The 18,021-nt window shown below is 60.4% G+C and carries 16 protein-coding genes; 7 read left to right on the top strand and 9 right to left on the bottom strand.

Annotated elements, in window-relative coordinates; translation table 11 throughout:
* The 7 genes from QMO80_RS24645 to QMO80_RS24615 all read right to left on the bottom strand — a co-directional run bounded on the left by QMO80_RS24645 (position 1) and on the right by QMO80_RS24615 (position 6,004).
* On the bottom strand, positions 1-741 hold the full coding sequence (locus QMO80_RS24645) for an ABC transporter ATP-binding protein (RefSeq protein ID WP_037114240.1): 741 nt from the start codon (positions 739-741) through the stop codon (positions 1-3).
* Entirely contained in the window at positions 734-1,504 is a 771-nt protein-coding gene (locus QMO80_RS24640; RefSeq protein WP_283200493.1) for an ABC transporter ATP-binding protein, read from the bottom strand. The genes QMO80_RS24645 and QMO80_RS24640 overlap by 8 nt, the downstream gene beginning before the upstream one ends.
* Entirely contained in the window at positions 1,501-2,487 is a 987-nt protein-coding gene (locus QMO80_RS24635; RefSeq protein ID WP_283200492.1) for a branched-chain amino acid ABC transporter permease, read from the bottom strand. The genes QMO80_RS24640 and QMO80_RS24635 overlap by 4 nt, the downstream gene beginning before the upstream one ends.
* A gap of 40 nt (positions 2,488-2,527) precedes the next feature.
* Complete coding sequence (locus tag QMO80_RS24630; protein ID WP_049732089.1) at positions 2,528-3,400, bottom strand: branched-chain amino acid ABC transporter permease; 873 nt, start codon at positions 3,398-3,400, stop codon at positions 2,528-2,530.
* Positions 3,401-3,421: 21 nt separating this feature from the next.
* Entirely contained in the window at positions 3,422-4,615 is a 1,194-nt protein-coding gene (locus QMO80_RS24625; protein WP_283200491.1) for an ABC transporter substrate-binding protein, read from the bottom strand.
* Between the two features lie 434 nt (positions 4,616-5,049).
* Positions 5,050-5,256 carry a hypothetical protein gene (locus QMO80_RS24620; protein WP_283200490.1) on the bottom strand — a complete coding sequence of 69 codons (207 nt, stop codon included), beginning with the start codon at positions 5,254-5,256 and terminating at the stop codon, positions 5,050-5,052.
* A 316-nt stretch (positions 5,257-5,572) separates the two neighbouring features.
* Positions 5,573-6,004, bottom strand: coding sequence for a DoxX family protein (locus QMO80_RS24615; RefSeq protein ID WP_283200489.1), 432 nt, complete (start codon positions 6,002-6,004; stop codon positions 5,573-5,575).
* A gap of 132 nt (positions 6,005-6,136) precedes the next feature.
* On the opposite strand from QMO80_RS24615, the gene QMO80_RS24610 reads away from it, so the two are divergent.
* Positions 6,137-7,069 carry a LysR family transcriptional regulator gene (locus QMO80_RS24610; protein WP_283200488.1) on the top strand — a complete coding sequence of 311 codons (933 nt, stop codon included), beginning with the start codon at positions 6,137-6,139 and terminating at the stop codon, positions 7,067-7,069.
* A gap of 29 nt (positions 7,070-7,098) precedes the next feature.
* On the opposite strand, the gene QMO80_RS24605 is transcribed toward QMO80_RS24610, so the two are convergent.
* Positions 7,099-9,276: a bifunctional diguanylate cyclase/phosphodiesterase gene (locus tag QMO80_RS24605; RefSeq protein ID WP_283200487.1), complete on the bottom strand. Its 2,178-nt coding sequence runs from the start codon at positions 9,274-9,276 to the stop codon at positions 7,099-7,101.
* A 1,065-nt stretch (positions 9,277-10,341) separates the two neighbouring features.
* Between QMO80_RS24605 and QMO80_RS24600 the strand changes: the two genes are divergently transcribed.
* From QMO80_RS24600 to QMO80_RS24575, 6 genes are all read left to right on the top strand, one after another.
* Positions 10,342-12,420, top strand: coding sequence for a bifunctional diguanylate cyclase/phosphodiesterase (locus QMO80_RS24600; protein WP_283200486.1), 2,079 nt, complete (start codon positions 10,342-10,344; stop codon positions 12,418-12,420).
* Between the two features lie 53 nt (positions 12,421-12,473).
* A complete protein-coding gene (locus QMO80_RS24595; RefSeq protein WP_283200485.1) occupies positions 12,474-13,724 on the top strand; it encodes an ABC transporter substrate-binding protein in 1,251 nt (416 codons plus the stop codon).
* Positions 13,725-13,958: 234 nt separating this feature from the next.
* Complete coding sequence (locus QMO80_RS24590; RefSeq protein WP_283200484.1) at positions 13,959-15,323, top strand: TadE/TadG family type IV pilus assembly protein; 1,365 nt, start codon at positions 13,959-13,961, stop codon at positions 15,321-15,323.
* Positions 15,320-15,850 carry a TadE/TadG family type IV pilus assembly protein gene (locus QMO80_RS24585; protein WP_283200483.1) on the top strand — a complete coding sequence of 177 codons (531 nt, stop codon included), beginning with the start codon at positions 15,320-15,322 and terminating at the stop codon, positions 15,848-15,850. The genes QMO80_RS24590 and QMO80_RS24585 overlap by 4 nt, the downstream gene beginning before the upstream one ends.
* A 1-nt stretch (position 15,851) precedes the next feature.
* Complete coding sequence (locus tag QMO80_RS24580; protein WP_283200482.1) at positions 15,852-16,436, top strand: TadE/TadG family type IV pilus assembly protein; 585 nt, start codon at positions 15,852-15,854, stop codon at positions 16,434-16,436.
* Positions 16,437-16,549: 113 nt separating this feature from the next.
* Positions 16,550-17,065: a hypothetical protein gene (locus tag QMO80_RS24575; protein WP_283200481.1), complete on the top strand. Its 516-nt coding sequence runs from the start codon at positions 16,550-16,552 to the stop codon at positions 17,063-17,065.
* Positions 17,066-17,127: 62 nt separating this feature from the next.
* Here the strand turns inward: QMO80_RS24575 and QMO80_RS24570 are convergent, their stop codons facing one another.
* On the bottom strand, positions 17,128-17,976 hold the full coding sequence (locus QMO80_RS24570) for a hypothetical protein (RefSeq protein WP_283200480.1): 849 nt from the start codon (positions 17,974-17,976) through the stop codon (positions 17,128-17,130).
* Positions 17,977-18,021: the final 45 nt, after the last annotated feature.

The following is an 18,021-nucleotide window of genomic DNA, read 5'->3' as shown; positions in this document are numbered from 1 at the left end:
TCAATGTACGGCTTCGGTCTCGCCGCGCATCTTGCCCGTCAGGAAAAGCTCGCCGAGTTCGTCGTGGCTGATCTCCCCCGGCAGACCGTCCCAGATGACCTTGCCGAGCCTGAGGATCACGGCGCGTTCTGCGACCTCCATGGCTTTCTTGGTGTTCTGCTCGACAAGCAGAATGGTCTGCCCGGCGGCATGCAGGCGCAGCAGCTCGTCGAAAACAATGCCGATCGCCGCCGGCGAAAGGCCGACCGACGGCTCGTCGACCAGCAGCACTTTCGGGCGCTGTAGGACGGCCATCGCCACTTCGAGCAGTTGCTGCTCGCCGCCCGACATATTGCCGGCCAGCGTCGAGCGCCGCGTCTTCAAGATCGGGAACAGATCGTAGACATAGTCACGATCCGCCTTCACTTTGTCGTCGCGCAGCGTATAGGCTGCCATCTGCAGGTTTTCGTCCACCGTCATGACCGGAAAATTGCAGCGGCCCTGTGGCACGAAAGATATGCCTTCACCGAGAATGGCGCGCGACTTGTAGCCGGCGATGTTCTTGCCGCGCCAGTCGATGCTGCCGTCCTTGATAGTCGTCATGCCGTAAAGCGTCTTCAGAAGTGTCGATTTTCCCGCTCCGTTCGGTCCCATCAGCGCCACGAACTGGCCTGCCGGCACGTCGAGATCGACGCCGTTCAGAATGTCGAGGGATCCATAGCCGGCACGCAGGCTCTTGATCGAGAGGTTTGAATCAGCCACCGAGATAGGCCTCCCTGACCCGCTGGTCGTTGATGATTTCCTGCGGCAGGCCCTCGGCGAGCTTGCGCCCCTGGTCGAGCACGATCACCCGCCGGCAGATGCTGGTCACCACGTCGATATTGTGTTCGATGATCAGGAAGCTGACGCCGAGCGATTTGTTGGCGTAGAGAATGGTCTCGACCACCCGCTCGATGATCTTCGGGTTGATGCCCGCCATCGGCTCGTCGAGCAGGATCAGCTTCGGCTCCGGCATCAGCATGGAGGCGAACTGGATGAGCTTCTGCTGCCCGCCGGAAAGATTGCCGGCCGGCTGTTTGCGCACATCCCACAAGCCGGCCATCCGGATCAGTTCCTGCGCCCGTTCGCGCAATCCCGACACCCGGCTGCGCGACAGCTTGCCGATCCCGAAGGTGGAGAACAGCGACGGGAAGCTGAACATCTGCCCGGCAATGATCAGGTTTTCCTCGACGTCGAGCGATTTGAAGACGACCGTCTTCTGGAAGGAGCGCAGCATGCGCCCCTCGCGGGCGATCCGGTTCAGCGACCATCCGGTGATATCCTGGCCGTCGAGCCTCACCTTGCCGCTATCGGGTTTGCCGAGGCCGGTGCTGCAATCGAAGAAGGTCGATTTGCCCGAGCCGTTCGGCCCGATCAAACCGGCGATCTCGCCGCGCTCGACATAAATGCTGACATCGTCGACCGCCTTCACCGCGCCGTAGGATTTCGTGAGATTGCTGATTTCGAGAATGGGAAGACCGGTCATTTCGCGCTCCCGATCGAATCCCAGAGGCGGTTGATGACGGGCGCAAAACCCTTCCGGAACCAGAAGACCAGGACGAGCAGGCAGAGCCCGTAGGCGATCATCCGAAGTTCCGGCGTCACACGCAGGGCCTCGGTCAGGCCGACGAACAGCAGGCTGCCGAAGACGACGCCCGAAATCGTCCCGGCGCCGCCGCCAAGCACGATGATCAGCATCGTCGTCGAATAATACATCTGGAAGGTCAGCGGGCTGACCACCGTCAGATAATGCGCGTAGAGACTGCCGCCGACGCCGGCGAACACCGCACTCAGCATGAAGACGATCAGCTTGTAACGCCAGGTGGGGATGCCGACGGATTCGGCCAGCGTCTCGTTCTCCCGGATGGCGATCATGTTGCGACCGGCAGGCGAGCGGACGATCATCCAGACGCCGAGTGTCGCCAGAATTCCAACGGTCAGCGCCAGATAATAGAAGGCCGTCGTGCCCGATACGGTGAAGGACAGCGGCCCGAGCGCAAAATGCGGCTTCGGTATGCTGGAGAGGCCCATATCGCCGCGGGTGAGCGAAATCCAGTTTTTGGCGATCGCCTGGCCGATGATCACGAAGCCGAGCGTACACATCACGAAGGATGTCGAGCGCAGCCGCAGGGCCGGGATGCCGAGAGGCAGGGCGATGGCGCCCGCCGCCAGCCCGGCGGCGGCGACATTGACATAGAACGGCGTGCCGTAGGTAACGGCCAGCAGGCCCGAGGCATAGGCGCCGATGCCGAAAAACGCGGCCTGGGCGAGCGAGAGCAGGCCGGTATAACCGACCAGAAGATTGAGGCCATGCGCCGGCAGCATGAAGATCAGCGCAATGATCAGCGCATGGACGACATAGGTGCTGGCGACGAAGGGGGCGGAGAGCGCAGCCAACAGCAGCAGCAAACCGAGCGGCAGGCGAAGATCGCGGCGCTGCTGTGATTGCGAGACTTCCGTGAGAGACATAGCAAGTCCTCAATTTCGAGAAAGGTTCGGCCGAGCGCGCTCAGAAGCGCGCCTGCGTCGAGAACAGTCCGTGCGGGCGCCACATCAGCATCAGGATCAGCGTGGCGAAGCCGACAGTGTCGCGGAACTGCAGTCCGACATAGGTGGCAACAAGGCTCTCGGCGATCCCGAGGATCATCGCCGCGAAGAAGGTGCCGCGCACATTGCCGAGGCCGCCCATGATGATGATCGGCAAGGTCTTGAAGGTAATCAGCTCACCCATGCCGCCATAGACGCTGACATTGACCGGCGCCGTCAGCACCCCGGAGAGGGCGGCAAGGGCTGCGCCGAGGATGAATGTCCTGAGCACGACCTGCGGCACGTCGATGCCGACCACTTCGCAGCATTCGACGTTCTGCGATACCGCCCGCATGGATTTGCCCATCCTGGTATAGGTCACCATCAGTTCGAGGCCGATGAACACGATCAGGCAGACGATGAGGATGATGACGCGCTGCTCGGCCAGGCTGAAGCCGAGGATCGACACGGGTTCGATATAGCCGCCCGAGAAGAACTTGTAGCCGCCGCCGAAGACCAGGATGACGGTATTCTGCAGGACGAGCGCGATACCGAGCGTGGCGAGCACCCCGGATTCGGCCGGAGCGCCGACCATGCGCTGCATCACGAATTTGCCGACCACATAGGCGATGACGATCGTCGACAGCACGCCGACGACGATCGAAGCCTCGTAGGACAGTCCGAGATAGTCGATGGCAAACCATGCTCCGAACGTTCCCAGCATGTAATATTCGCCGTGAGCGAAATTGATGGCCCGCAGCACCCCGAATATCATCGTCATGCCGACCGCAACGATGGCGTAGACGGAGCCCGTCACGATGCCGTTGATGATCTGCTCAAGGATTGTTGAGAACATGGTCCTATCCCCGACGGTGGATCAGTTCGCAGGATACTGGATATCCGCCGCGTAGGCACCTTTGATGCTCGGCTTGCCATCCTCGATCTGCAGCAGGATCATCGGCAGGCGAGCCTGGTTGTGATCGTCGAAGGTCACCTCTCCGACGGCGCTCTTATATTTGATCTTGGAGAGCGCATCGCGCACCTTGCCCTGGTCCGGGCTGCCGGCCTCCTTGATCGCCTGGGCGAGAAGGTGGACCGTGTCCCAGTGGACATAGGCGTGGTTGTTCGGCGCCTCGTTATAGGCGGCCATGAATTTCTCCACGAAAGCCTTGCTCTCGGGGGAATCGAAGGCCGGCAGCCAAGCTGCGGCTTCGACCGCGCCTTCAAGGACCTTCGGCGCCGATTTGATGGTCTTTTCGGTATTGAACTCGCCATTGCCGATCAGGGTCACCTTGCCGGCAAGCCCGAGTTCGAGCATCTGACGGGCAATGATCGGCGTGGTATCGGCAAGGCCGTACATGATGATCGCCTGGGCGCCATTGTCACGGATCTTGGCGAGCACGCTGCGGAAGTCGACCTCGCCTTCCTTGTAATAGTCCTCGCTGACGATCTCCCCCTTGAAATCGGGTAGATATTTCTTGGTGAAGGTGATCGCCGAACGGCCGTAATCGCTGTCGACCGACAGAACCGCGAATTTGGTGAAGCCGCGCTGCTCGGCGGCATATTTCGCCACGATCAGCGCCCGGTTCTCGTCTGTGGGATAGTTGCGGAAGGTCCACTTGTAACCGCCGACGCCGGCGCCATAGGTGATCTTCGGGTTGGACGATGCAGCATTCAGCAGAAGCACGCCCGCATCTTCGGCGACCGGCTGCATTGCCAGAGTGACGGAGCTCGAAACGTCGCCGATGATATAGTTGACCTTGTCCTGATCGATCAGGCGGCGGGTTGCCGAAACGCCTTCGACCGGCGTTCCCTGACTGTCGGCAGAAAAGATTTCGATCTTGCGGCCGTCGATGCCGCCGGCATCGTTGATTTCTTTCACGGCCAGTTCGGCGCCGTGCAGCGAAAACGCGCCGTAACGGGCATTCGGCCCGCTCATCGGCGATACCAGGCCGAGCCTGATGGTTTCATCCGCGGCGAGAGCATGTTGCGAGACGCCGGTCATGAGCGCGGTGAAGGAAAGGATTGCCGTGGAAATGCAAAATGCCCGGCGCGTCAAAGTCTTGGTCATGGTTCCCACTCCGTTTGTTGGACACGTCTGATCGGCCCCTTGCCGTCATGTGCTCAAATGCCGCTTTGCCGCGGTTCTTGTTGCGCCAGTCTTCTGCTGACGCTGTCAGAGTAGGTTCATCCATTGCCGCATGGCCAACACAACTCGCTTCTGCCGCCATAGCGAATCTTTATAGCGAGGAAGGCTGCCGGAACGCAGCGATATCAGCCTGACAACCCGCGCTCGCGGCGTGGCGGCTGATATTCCCCTGCTGCCAAAGCAATGGGTGTCGATGTGAAATCATGCAAGGACCTGCAGCTTGCCCTTCGTCCAGGTCTTCGATGGCACGGAGATCATCGCAGGGAACCGCCTCTCATTCTCGCCACTGGAAAGCCGAATGTTCTCGGCGTTTAGACGAGGATCGTCCCCGATCCCCGAATGACACGGCTGCGATCCTACGCTCCCGTCGACGAGGAGCAGGCCTGCAGCTCTCCGCTCAATCTATCGAGTTCGTTCAAAACACTTCGAATCCGGGCACGCGCCTGGAGCAACTGCTCCAACTCCGAATTGCCGGACGGTTCGACTGCGACCCGCAGGTCGTGAATGTCCATCGAGGTGTCGGAGACCGGGTTTGGAAATTGGATGATTTCAGCCATCTGCATTCTTTGTTTCGTTGTTCTGGCGGAAAGGAAACGCTCATGTCTCCGGATCCGACTGCTTGGGGGATGCGGCGTATTTCATTGCCGATCGACGGGAACATCCTCGCTCTTCATGTCAGCGAATTGCGTCTGTTCGTCAGACAACAAACGCCGCACCGGCCTTAACAAATTCCTATTTTTGCGCTTGGGACAGCTCGCCCTACGGCTTTACTGCGCCAAGTGGACAGAGCTGCGACAAACGGACAGCACGCTCCGGGAGTGCGGCAAGATCGGGTCCGATCGCTCGCCAAGCGCTCCCTATCGCAACCGCTCGCATCCTTCATCCGCGCGGCGCAATAGGCGCCCGCTTGCCGCGGCCCCAGAGGATGAACGCCGAAACCGCAAGCAGGACGACGTTGAGTGGCAGGGCCGGCGCTTCGCCGCGGGAGAGATGAAAGATCATCGCAGCGATCTGCAGCAGCACGCAGCCAAGCGCCGCAAGCACGGTCAGACGCGGCTGGATCCGGGTCAAGGCCGGCAGCAGGACGCCTACTCCGCCCGCAAAATCGATAATCCCCATCAGACGCAGGAACCATGCAGGAACCTGGCCGGGCCATACCCACATTGCCGCCAGTTGATCGACCGGCATGAAGAATTTCATGCAGCCGAACAGGGTGAAAGCGGCAAAGGTCAGCACCTGCGCGGCCCATAACCCGATCCGGAGCAATTTTCCCGCAGGCGGGGCAGAAGAAGCGGTGGTGATGTTGGACATTCGAACCCCTCTTGAACAATGGCGGCGCGCCGAACCGACTTGCGATCGCGACTGAGCCACACAGATAAAGCTGGAACCTCATCGCGAAAACCGGTATATTTTCGAAGAAATTTATCGTTTTGATCGATGAGAATGCAGCCCCACCCGACATTGGATCAGCTTCAAGTATTTCTGACCGTGGTAGAGAAAGGCAGTTTTTCAGCCGCCTCCCGCGCCCTCAACCGAACGCAGTCGGTCGTCAGCTATACGATCGCCAATCTCGAGGCTCAGCTCAGGGTGGCACTTTTCAGCCGCTCCGGCACCAAGCGGCCGCAATTGACGGAAGCCGGCAGGTCGGTGCTCGAGGATGCCCGCCGGCTGCTTGGCGATCTCGACCTGATGCGGGCGCGCGTCCAGGCCTTGAGCGACGGGCTGGAGGCAGAACTCAACGTGGCGATGAGCGCTTTCGTGCCGTCGGACATCGTCGTCGACGTCCTGCGCGCCTTTCACCGTCACTATCCCACAGTTTCGCTGAATGTGACGGTCGGCACGCTGGGGATCGTCATGGATGCGGTTATCAATGGCAGGGCCGTCGTCGGTTTTGGCGGCGCCATGGCGGCAAGGAACGATCAGATCGTTTTCGAACGGATCGGCCAGTCGGCGATGATCCCCGTCGCCGCCCCCGACCATCCGCTTGGAAAGTTGTGCCGGCCGATGACCCTCGCCGATGTTCGGGACGAAACCCAGATCGTCGTCTACGATGCCTCGGGCTTGACGAAGGGCCGCGATTTCAACGTGTTCTCGCTGAAGACCTGGCGGGTCAGCGACAATGCGACAAAACATCTCTATATCCGCGGCGCATTGGGCTGGGGCGGGCTTCCGGCATCCCTGGCCAGGGATGATCTCGCCGATGGCCGCCTCGTCCACCTGCAGTTTCCGGCCTTCGACCAAAGCGAGTACCCGATCCACGTGATCCGCAACGTCGCAAACCCGCCGGGGCCCGCCGCGAGATGGCTGACCGCGGAGCTCCAGGTCAGGCTTTCGGGCACCGACAAAGACACAGAAGATCGAAACGGCGCACACTGAACGAGCTGCGCCCGGTTCAATACCTGTTGTTAAGACGGAGTAGACCCACAAACCCCCTCGCTTGAATTAAGGCCGCCGGCCGGAGAGCGGAGCCAGAGGGCGATGATATCAGCCTTGGGCACGGCTTTGCTGTAAAGAAACCCCTGCGCCGAGCCGCATCCGTTTGCCGCCAGGAACGCTGCCTGCTCGGCGGTTTCGACGCCCTCCGCCACCACACTCTGCCCGAGGCAGCGCGCGATAGAGAGGATCGCCTTCACCAGTTCCTCGTTCCGTCTGTCGGTGCTGTTGATGAACGACCGGTCGATCTTCAGCGTGTCGATCGGAAAGCGCGCCAGATAGTTCAGCGCCGAATAGCCGGTGCCGAAATCGTCGATGGCGATCGAAAATCCCATGCTTCGGAGTTCGGAGAGCGCCTGCAGCGTTTCATCCTTCTGATCGAGCAGAAGGCTTTCGGTTATTTCGATTTCGACCCATTCCGCGCGGCAGCCGGTCTCGCCGAGAATTTCGACGATCGACCTCACCAGTCCGGCGGATTGGAATTGTTTGACCGACAGATTGACCGCCACCTTGTGCGGTGTCTGACTATCGGCGTTCAATTCGGCCGCCGTCTGGCATGCCTCGCGCAGCACCCATCGCCCGAGTTCCACAATCAACCCGGTGTCCTCAGCAACCGGAATGAAACGGGTGGGAGGAATCATGCCCATTTCGGGGTGGCGCCATCTCAGCAAGGCTTCGCAGCCGACCATTGCGCCGCTGTCCAGAAGCACCTTCGGCTGATAATGCAGTTCCAGTTCGCCGCGCTCGATCGCACGGCGCAACTCCGATTCAAGCCGCATCCGCTCTTCGGCGTTTGCCGTCAGATCCTTCGAATAGAATCGAAAGCTGTTTCGCCCGGAGCGTTTGGCGAGATACATCGCCGAGTCGGCGTATTTCACAAGGTCGTTGGCATCGGCGCTGTCATTGGGATAGAGCGCGATGCCGACGCTGCATGAAATGAAGACCTCCTGGCCATCCAGCAGAAAGCGCTCCCTGAACTTATCGAGGATATTATTGGCAATCCGGCCGAGATCGTCGCCTTGGCTGATATCCGGCAACAGGATCGCGAATTCATCGCCGCCGAGCCGGGCGACGGTGTCATAATCGCGAACGCTCGCATTGAGACGGGCCGCCGCCTGGCAGAGCAAATCATCGCCGACGGGATGGCCCATCGTATCGTTGACCACCTTGAAATGGTCGATGTCGATCAGCATCACCCCGGCCCGCTGGCCTCGCGATCCGGCCGAGGTGATCATCTGCCGCAGCCGATCGTTGAACAGCGATCGGTTCGGCAGCGAGGTCAAGGGATCGTAAAAGGCCATCTGGTGGATTTTCTGGCGCGAGACGTTCAACTCGGTCACATCTCGCGCCACGCCGAGAACGCCGACGACGTCTCCCGCTGCATCGATAATCGGCACCTTGCGTGTTTCAAGAAGAACAGATTCACCCTTCTCCTTGGAAACGACCCATTCCTCGTCACTGACAATGCACTTTCCCGCCTTGATCGCCGCCTTGTCTGATTCCTGAAAGTACCGGGCCCTCTCAATATCGAACAGCTCGAAATCCGTTTTTCCGACAACGTCCGCTTCGGCCAATCCGGTCAGCCGCTCGAAGGCGTGGTTGCACATCACATGGACCCCGTCCATATCCTTGACCCAGACCATATCGGGCATGGTCTGAAGCACGCTCAACAGCTGCATTCGCATGAGGTTGATGGCGTCTTCGGCTTGCTTTCGCTCGGTAATGTCCCGCGAGAACGCCAGGAGCGTGGTGGCCGCCCCCGGATCGGCGCTCGGCCGCTTGGCTATCGACAGCTCGAACCACCGCGTCTCACCATTGGGCAGGGAAATGCAAATGCATCGGCCGTAGGCAGCTCCCTCTCTGCCGGCCTCGTGCAGAGCCTCCATCGCGATGGTCGCCTGGTCCGGCGCTAGAACGTCGTTGATCGTCCTGCCGAGCAGCATCTCCTTCTGCTGGGCCAGCAGTTCGGGGTTTCTTGTCCAGACCTGAAGATAACGGCCGCCCTCGTCCACCTCGAAAAGAACATCCGGTATGGCGGCGATGATCCCCTCGGCGAATTCAAGCGCCTTCCTGAGCTCGCGCTCCGCCTGCTTGTGTTCGCTAATATCGACGACAGCGGCCGGCTGCGGAAACGATTGGGACAACGTCATGACGGATCTCCTCACCATGGACATCAACCGAATGCATCATCCATCCAATCGAGAATTTTCTCGGAAAGGCCGCCCAAGTCATTTGAGTCGAAAACAGCGATCCGAAGATATCGCCGCAATGGCACCGGTCCGCGGGGGAACCGGGCACTTCGGCTTGGCCCTGAATATGCAGTGAAAAAATTTAAGAGATTGCTGCCTTCTCCCGTGCCGGCATCACTTTTGACGCGCGATACGGATCGGACTGCGCAATATGGATATCCACGGTTCTTGCAACCCGCTCCTGGCTGCCATCGGCTCGCCAGCGTTGCGGGAACGAGCCAGTTGAGAGAACGCGGGCGCGCGTCCGTTATCCGAAATCCGAACCCCGTGGCCAAATCACGATATTTTCGTGCCGTCTCCCATGCAAGAAACTGGTTTCGTTGCGTTTTCACGAAAGCGTTTACGCTTCTGAAACCAAACCATCCGCAGTCTTGAACCATACGAACGAGGTGCTGCCCATACCTCTCCGCCATGAAGACGGGTTGCGGGACGAGCCGGAATAGGCGCTGCTCATCAATGCAGATGGCATGCGCTCAGAGGGGGAAAATGTTCAATAATTTGCATGCACATGGCAGCAGTTTTTCTCGGTGCAGCGCAGACGGCGCGAGCCCGTCCGTCCCGACAGACCGGAATATCCCTGTCGTCTGGAATTTTTGACGCAGGGAGCCGCGCCGGCATCGGCTCGCCGAATGTTTTGGCCGCACCTACCCTGTCGTATGGTCGGGGAGCCTCGCAAACAGTCTTGCCCCTAGCGACGACGCGACAGCGGTTCGAAGCGCGCAGGTCACGACGTGCGCCTCGCAATTTCCGGTGCGACCGGGGCCATGAAGGCCGATTTCCCCAATCAAGGTGACGCTCCTGTCCGGCGCGAACGCGGCGGTCCGAAGCGGCAGGCGCCAACAGCAGAGAATTCAAGGCGTTTTTGAGAACGAGCTGAGCGGCCGTACGCCGAAGGCGGCTCAGCCAATTTATAGTTTTCCTGGTGGAGCGCGAATAGTGGTTGGTTCGGATTTGGAAAATAGAGGAATGCCGGCAGGCGAATCCCATTCCTCCGTGGCGAAATATATCCGTTCCATCGGACGCCATTACATCACCGCCGTCGTCGTCATGACGGTTCTGATCGGGGCGACCTTCCTGACGGTCAAGGTGGCGCTCGATCGCCACTCCCTGCAGCAGCACATCAGCTATCTGATCGGGCGCCAATTCATTCGCTTCCAGCAGCTTGCCAATCAGACGCGAGCGATCATGCGCGCTTCGGCCGATCCGAATATGCCGGAATATATCGTCAGGCCGATGGTCGAGGACGTTCAAAAAGCGATCGACGATATCCGCGCCATGAGCGCACAGTTGAACGCGTTGAATATCGAGGTCGAGGCAAATCTTCTCGAACGGCTGAACGGCCGGGATGCGGCATCGGAAAAATTGCGTGTGGAACTTGACGGACGGCTGGAGGATTTCCTTGAAAGGGCTGAACGCGTCGTGTCCGCGAAATTGCTGGATCGGCGGGAGCGATACAGCTTCTGGGGACCAATCGACTTCGCCGTCTCATCCGACAGCATGCTCATGCGTCAGTTCAGCGCCTTGATCGAGAGTGCGCATGACCGGAGCGATATGAGCATCGATCATACCCGCCTGATCAGCGCGGTGCTCCTCAGCTTGACCGCAGCCACACTCATCCTGGCAACCCTCATCCTTTTCATACCGCTGCTCATCAAGCTACGCACTGAGCACCGCCGAACCCTCGATTTCGAGATCAAGCTGACGCATCTGGCCCATACCGACACGCTGACAGGCCTTGGCAACCGGTCTTCGTTCAATGAGGCGCTGAACGGGCTGTTTGCTTCACTCGAGCGGACAGGCGCGGGTTTTTCGATGCTGCTGGTCGATCTCGACCACTTCAAGGCCACCAACGACAGTTTCGGCCATCCGGCAGGCGATGCGGTTCTGAGCCACGTCGCCAGCGCGCTGCAGAAGACTTTCCGCGCCGGCGATATGGTCGCGCGGCTTGGCGGTGACGAATTTGCCGCTCTGCTTCCCGGCATTTCGGATGCGGCAACGCTTGAGGGAATTGCCGAGCGCGCAGTCGCTGCCATTGCAACGGAATGTCATTTCGAGGGCCGGTTGCTGCCGGTATCGGCCAGCCTCGGCGGCGCGCTCGTACCAGGCCATGCATCGGACGAAGCGACACTCATGCGCATTGCAGATCTGGCGCTTTATGCCGCCAAGGCCAAGCGCAACACCGCCGTCATCTTCGACGAAGCATCCTTCGCCCAGCGACTCGAGCAGAACCGGCTTGCCGCAGCACTCGCCGTCGCCGCCGACCGTGACGAGTTCGTCGTCTATTACCAGCAGAAGGTCAATCTGCAGACCGGCGAGCATCTCGGCTTTGAGGCGCTGGTGCGTTGGCGCCATCCCCAGCTCGGCATTCTGCCGCCCGGCCGTTTCCTGCCGCTCATGGAAGGCCATCTCATCCAAAGCATGACGCGCTGTATCGTCAATACGGTCGCTCGCGATCTCAGGACGTGGAAGGCAGCGGGGCTCAGAGCCGGGTCGGTTGCGATCAATCTGCCGGAATCCCTGCTGGTCGGCGACGATGGTTATGCCCTCATCGCTGCGGCGGTCGAAGCGAACCACCTCGACTGGCTCGATTTTGCCATCGAAGTCACGGAAGACGTCTTTCTCAATCGCGGCGCCAATCAGATCGCCGAGACCATTTCGCGTTTCCGCAAGCATGGAGTGTCGGTCTCGCTCGACGATTTCGGCACCGGCTTTGCGTCGCTCGTGCATCTGCGCGACTTCCCCTTCGACGAACTCAAGATCGACCGCAGCTTCGTTGCCGAGATCGGCAAGGATGTGCGCTCGGAACAGATCATCCGGGCGATCATCGACCTCGCCCGCAACCTCGGCAAAAGGTGCGTTGCCGAAGGCATCGAAGACGAGATCCAGCGTCATTTCCTTTTGAATGCCGGCTGTGAGATCGGCCAAGGTTATCTGTTCGCTAAGCCGGAACCGGCTGCCGCGGCGGTCGAACGATTGGCACACCGGCCGGCATTGCGCAGACTATCAGGGCGGTCACGCACAATGCGGGCTGAATCCATCTCCTGAGCGAGCCGCGCACAGAGAGTGCGGCAAGGTTTAATAAAAAAGAGGGGTAGCGAATGAAAAGGGGACACTTTCGGGCGTGGCTTGTTGCGGCTTTGGCGGTCGCAGGTCCCGCGACACAGGCTGCGGCGGGGCAGGATCTCGCGGTGGACGTCGTGCATTTCTGGGTATCGAAAAGCGAAACTGCGGCGCTCGACGTTTTCCGCAGGGCCTGGGCAGCAGCCGGCAACCAGTGGGTCGACATGCCTGCGGAAAACAAGGTCGCCGTCCAGCGGGTGGTGAGCGATCGTATCGCCAACGGATATGCACCGGCGGTGATGCAGTGGAATGCAAACGAGGGATCGCGCGAACTGCCGGAAATGGGCATCGTCCAGGATATAGATGATGTCGCGCAGGCGGATCATTGGCGGGATGTCATTCCTGCCACGGTTCTTGACCGGATTTCCTACAAGGGAAAGGTCTACTTCGCGCCGACCAACATCCATGCCGAAAACTGGCTCTGGACAAGCACGGCGGCCTTGGCCGACGCCGGCATGAAGATGCCGCAGTCCTGGGACGAGCTCTTCGACGCGGCTGAAAAAATCAAGGCGACAGGACGTCTGCCGATCGCGCTCGGCGGCGCACGATGGGAAGTGTCGCTCATTTTCAACGATATCATCTATCACAAGTTCGGGCCTGAGGGTTACGCCCGTCTGATGGGCGGCGATGCCGCCCTGGTGCAGGATCCGCGCATGATCGAAGCTCTGGACCTATTGTTGCGCCTGTCCAACTATGTGGAGCCGATCGAGCAGCGCAAGGACAAGACATGGGCCGATGCCACGGCGGCGGTGGGCCAGGGCAAGGCCGGCATGCAGTTCATGGGCGACTGGGCCAAGGGCGAACTTGCAGCGCGCGGCTATAGCGTCGACAAGGATTTCGATTGCAGCCTCGTTCCGGGCACGTCCATCGCCTATTTCATGGTGATCGACGCCTTTGCCTTTCCGCTGACCAATCGGGACGGCACGGCGCAGGCTCAGCAGGCTTTCGCACGCATGGTGCTCGACCGTGACAACCAGGTCGCATTCAGCCGGATCAAGGGGTCCTTGCCGGTGCGCACCGATGTCGATCCGTCCGGGCTCGATCGTTGCGGCAAGCTGGGGTTGGAGATGATCAAGGCAAAGAAGGGTGAGGTCAGCGCCCAATCCCAGGCCATGCCGACCCAGATGTCGGAGGGCTGGATCGCCGTGGTGGGCGACTTCTTCAATAGCAGGAATATGTCTGCGCAAGAGGTTCAGAAACGCCTGCATGACTTGCTGATGCAGCGCTGACGACAGATTTTCACGGCGACCGGCCACTATCGGCAGGCGATCCGCGCATGAGCGCGCACCGTCCGTCGGCCACAGCCTTGGCTATCCATAATTCGCAAACATATCCGATATGCGCAACAAACGGCGCGCCTGCAATCCGTCTTCGCCAAAACCTTCAAGATTTAACAAAGGCTTAAGCGTCTTTAACAGATCTTGCCCGTACTGTTTTTCATGTTCCTATGTAGCGGTGTTTTTTTGACGTCACGTTTTTCATTTTCATTGGGTCGATACTTCCACGCCCTTCGCGGCCTCGGAAGGGACAGAACCGGCAACGTCGCGATCATCGTTGCCCTTAGCCTGGTGCCGATGCTCGTCGCCGTCGGCGCGAGCTTTGACTATATTCGCAGTTACAACGTCCGGCAGAAAATGCAGAGCGACCTTGATGCCGCTCTGATCGCTGCGGTCAAGCAAATCAACAATACCGAGGACACCGACGCCCTCAAGGAGAAGGTCTCCGACTGGTTCCATGCACAGGCGGACAACAGCTACACGCTTGGTGAAATCGACATCGATACCACCAACCACAACATCACGGCGACGGCGAGCGGCACCGTGCCGACGACGTTCATGAAGATCGCCAATATCGACACCGTCCCCGTCAGCGTGGGAAGCGCTGTCAAGGGGCCGGCGACGTCCTATCTCAACGTCTACATCGTCATCGACACGTCTCCGTCGATGCTTCTGGCGGCAACCACGGCGGGCCAGGCGACCATGTATTCCGGCATCGGATGCCAGTTCGCCTGCCACACCGGCGATGCTCATACCGTCGGCAAGAAGAAATACGCCAACAACTACGAATACAGCACGGCAAAGGGCATAAAGCTGCGCGCCGATGTTGCCGGAGACGCCGTCCGCGAAGTGCTCGACATGATCGACGAATCCGACAGCAGCCATGAACGGATTAAGGTCGGATTATATAGCCTCGGCGATACGCTCACCGAGGTTCTCGCACCGACACTGACCACGGCCACGGCGCGCACCCGCCTCTCGACCGCAAGCTATGGCCTCACCAGCGCGACCTCCACTGCAGCGACCTATTTCGACGTCTCGCTCGCGACGCTCAAGCAGAAGGTCGGCGCCGGAGGGGACGGAACCACCTCGGGTACGCCGCTCAAGCTGGTGCTGCTGTTGACCGACGGCGTCCAATCGCAGCGCGAATGGGTGACTGACAGCGTGGTATGGAAGAGCGGGCAGGCGGTATCCGGAGCATACTGGAATAAGGTCGCGCCGCTCAATCCTAATTGGTGCGCCTACCTAAAAGATCAATCCAATACGATGGCGGTGCTCTATACCGAATACCTGCCGATCACCTCGGACTGGGGTTACAACGCCACCGTCGGCTCGACCATGGCGAGCGCCAACTGGAAGAGCACGTGGGGCGGCACCATGGATAGCGATGTGTCGACCAGCATCACGAGGCGGGACTACATCCCCTATGCTCTGGCCGACTGTGCGTCGTCCAAGAGCCTGTTCCTGTCGGCGGCTTCGTCGACCGAGATCACGGAAGGCCTGTCGACGCTCTTCACGCAGTATCTCTCTTCCGTGCGGCTGACCCAATGAAGCGCGGGACACGGTTCGCACCGCTACGCCGCCTGATCGGCGACCGGAAGGGGGCTGCTGCGATCGAATTTGCGATCCTGGCCCTGCCGCTCTTCATCATACTGTTCGGCATTATCGAAGTGTCGCTGATGTTTTTCGTCAACTCGGCGCTTGATGCTTCGGTGCACAAGATCTCCCGGATGATCCGCACCGGCGAGGTGGCATCCTCCAAGATCACGTTGGCCGGTTTCAAGGCCAAGATATGCGAAGACATGCTTCTGTCGTTCGACTGCTCCAGCGGTCTCGTCGTCAAAGTGAACGTGCTTTCCGACATGTCGTCCGCTGCCCACACCGATCCGATCGACAGCAGCGGCAAACTCACCGTCACCGAAACTTACGATATCGGCAAGGGCAGCGACTACATCCTGGTTCAGGCGTTCCTGCCATGGACGGCCGTCGTCAGTTTCTTCGACCTGTCGAGCGCCAAGCTTTCCGACGGCCGCTATCTCCTCGGATCTTCCGCTCTGTTCCGCAACGAGCCTTTCTAACATGACCATGAAACGGAGCCTGTCCCTTTTCCGCTTCGCGCGGTCCCGCATCCGTCATCTCGTGCGCGACCGGTCGGCTGCTTCAGGCGTGGAATTCGCGCTCGTGCTGCCGATCCTGCTAATGCTGCTGTTCGGCACCGCCGATCTCGGCCATGCGCTGACGGTCAGCCGCAAGATAGACGAGATCGCCTCGTCCACAGGCGACATGATTGCCCAGCAGAGCGCCTGGACGACGTCCGACGTCGCCAAGCTTCTTTCGGGCGCCAGCTTCATCCTGCAGCCATACGAAACCACCGAACTGACGATCACGGTCGCGGTCAACGACGTCAATGCGAGCGGCAGTGCGACCGTTAACTGGTCCGCCGCGTTCAACACCTCGGCGGTGAATTCCGGCACGGCGAGCGCGGTTGCAATCCCCGCGAAAATCCAGGAGACAGGCGTGCAGGTGGTGCTGACCCGGGTTCAATACACATTGACGACACCGGTCTCGGCGTTTTTCTCAAATTTCACCGGCCAGAACGGTTACAGCTTCGACCGCTATTTCTTCAATCGTCCGCGCGTGAGTGACACGATTACTTACAAGTAAACCGAAGGAATGCCAGCAGGATCGCCAACCAATGCGCCATGCACTTGGACAGGTTGCCGCCGGGCTGGCAATTGTGCATTGCTGCGGCCGATGAGAGTGTCGAGGATCATGACATGACAGCAGGAAGGGTTCGCGGCGGCATGGGGCGGTTGCCGGTCACGGCGGTGATCGTTCTGGCGGCCGCGCTCTATTCGCATGCCGGTGCTGTGGCGGGAGACCGGCAATGGTCGCAAGATCCGGGCAGCCATTGCAAATTCGTGGCGCCGGCCTCCTTGACCAGCGGCCCCACTTTCTGGATCGGCGTCTGTGTCGATGGGAAGGCGTCAGGGGAAGGAATGCTGCGCCGCCGGGACGGCGATCGGGTCGGCCCAGCCTTCTTCGGCCGGATGAAGGAAGGCGTCCCCGAAATCGGCGTCGTCGATCTGGCGGACGGATTCAGGGCCGGCCGTTTCAGCGGCGATGACATCGGCGGGCAAGCCGAGACCGACCCGCAGGAGAGGCTCGACGCCTTCCATATCGCGGCTGAAGCAGCGCGGGCGGTCAGTGCCGGATATGCCGCCGAGAAAAATGCGGGATCGGCCCGTCACTATGAAGAGCTTGCCGACACATTGGAGCAGCAGACGGATTGAACCGGCGTTCAATGCTCCCGAGGGAGGGAGGCCGGCACAAGCCCAGGCGCGAGGTTGCCCGCTCAGCCGCCGAGCCTGACGATGCCATATGGATTGAACTTGAACTCGTCCACTTCGTAAGTGGAATTGAAGGAGAGGCTTGCCCGCCGCTCCTTCAGCGTCGGGTCGAGTCCCCGCCCGGCAATCTCTTCGGCGACCGCATCGATGATGGCGACGATCTGCCTTTCGCTGCCGGCCGTGTCAGGCACATAGACATCCGGCAGGCCGACGAGATGGAAGCCGACGCTTTCGAGATACCCCCGTGCGGAGAGCGGCCGCTTCGCAAAGGCCAGCCGGCCGATCCGCTGCTGGGTCAGCCCGTCGGCGGCCTTCTGCGCTTCGGCTCCCTGCCGGATCAACTCTCTCCACCGATCGAGCCCATGGGCGATACCGGCGCTTTCACCCTTTACGGCAACCGCTCCCGCACCGATCAAACGTTCGACGAGGCGGAGCGCCAGCATCGAAACCTTCACCGTCTCCGCCTGCGCCATGCTCGGCCCAAGGATGTAGAGCACCGACTGATGATCGGCGACGGCTTTCTCGTCTGTCTGGTCCCACGCATCGGGTTCGACCCGATCCCAGCAGACGTCGAATGACCGGCTCATGCGATCATCCGGCTCGGCCTGCGAATAATCCTCATCGATGCTGAACCCGGCGGCAAAGTCGGCGATCGCCTGCGATGCCGCCTCGGACAGGTGGCTCAGGTCGCGATCCCGCCCGAGAAAACACAGGACATGCCTTGGTGTCACCGACGATGCCTCGGCCTGCAGCACTTTCTCGCTGGAATCCGGGCCGGGGTCCTTGGCAGATGACGGCCTCCAGCCGATCATCGCCCATAGGGTCCCCAACAGCGCGCGGCGCATGAGATTCACGATCGATGCCTTTCGTCCGGTCGAATGTTTCGGGCTGCCTCAGCC

The organism is Rhizobium sp. BT03 (genome assembly GCF_030053155.1).
Taxonomy (GTDB): domain Bacteria; phylum Pseudomonadota; class Alphaproteobacteria; order Rhizobiales; family Rhizobiaceae; genus Rhizobium.
The sequence above is the reverse complement of the archived record's forward strand: the minus strand, read 5'-3'. Positions and strand labels throughout refer to the sequence as shown.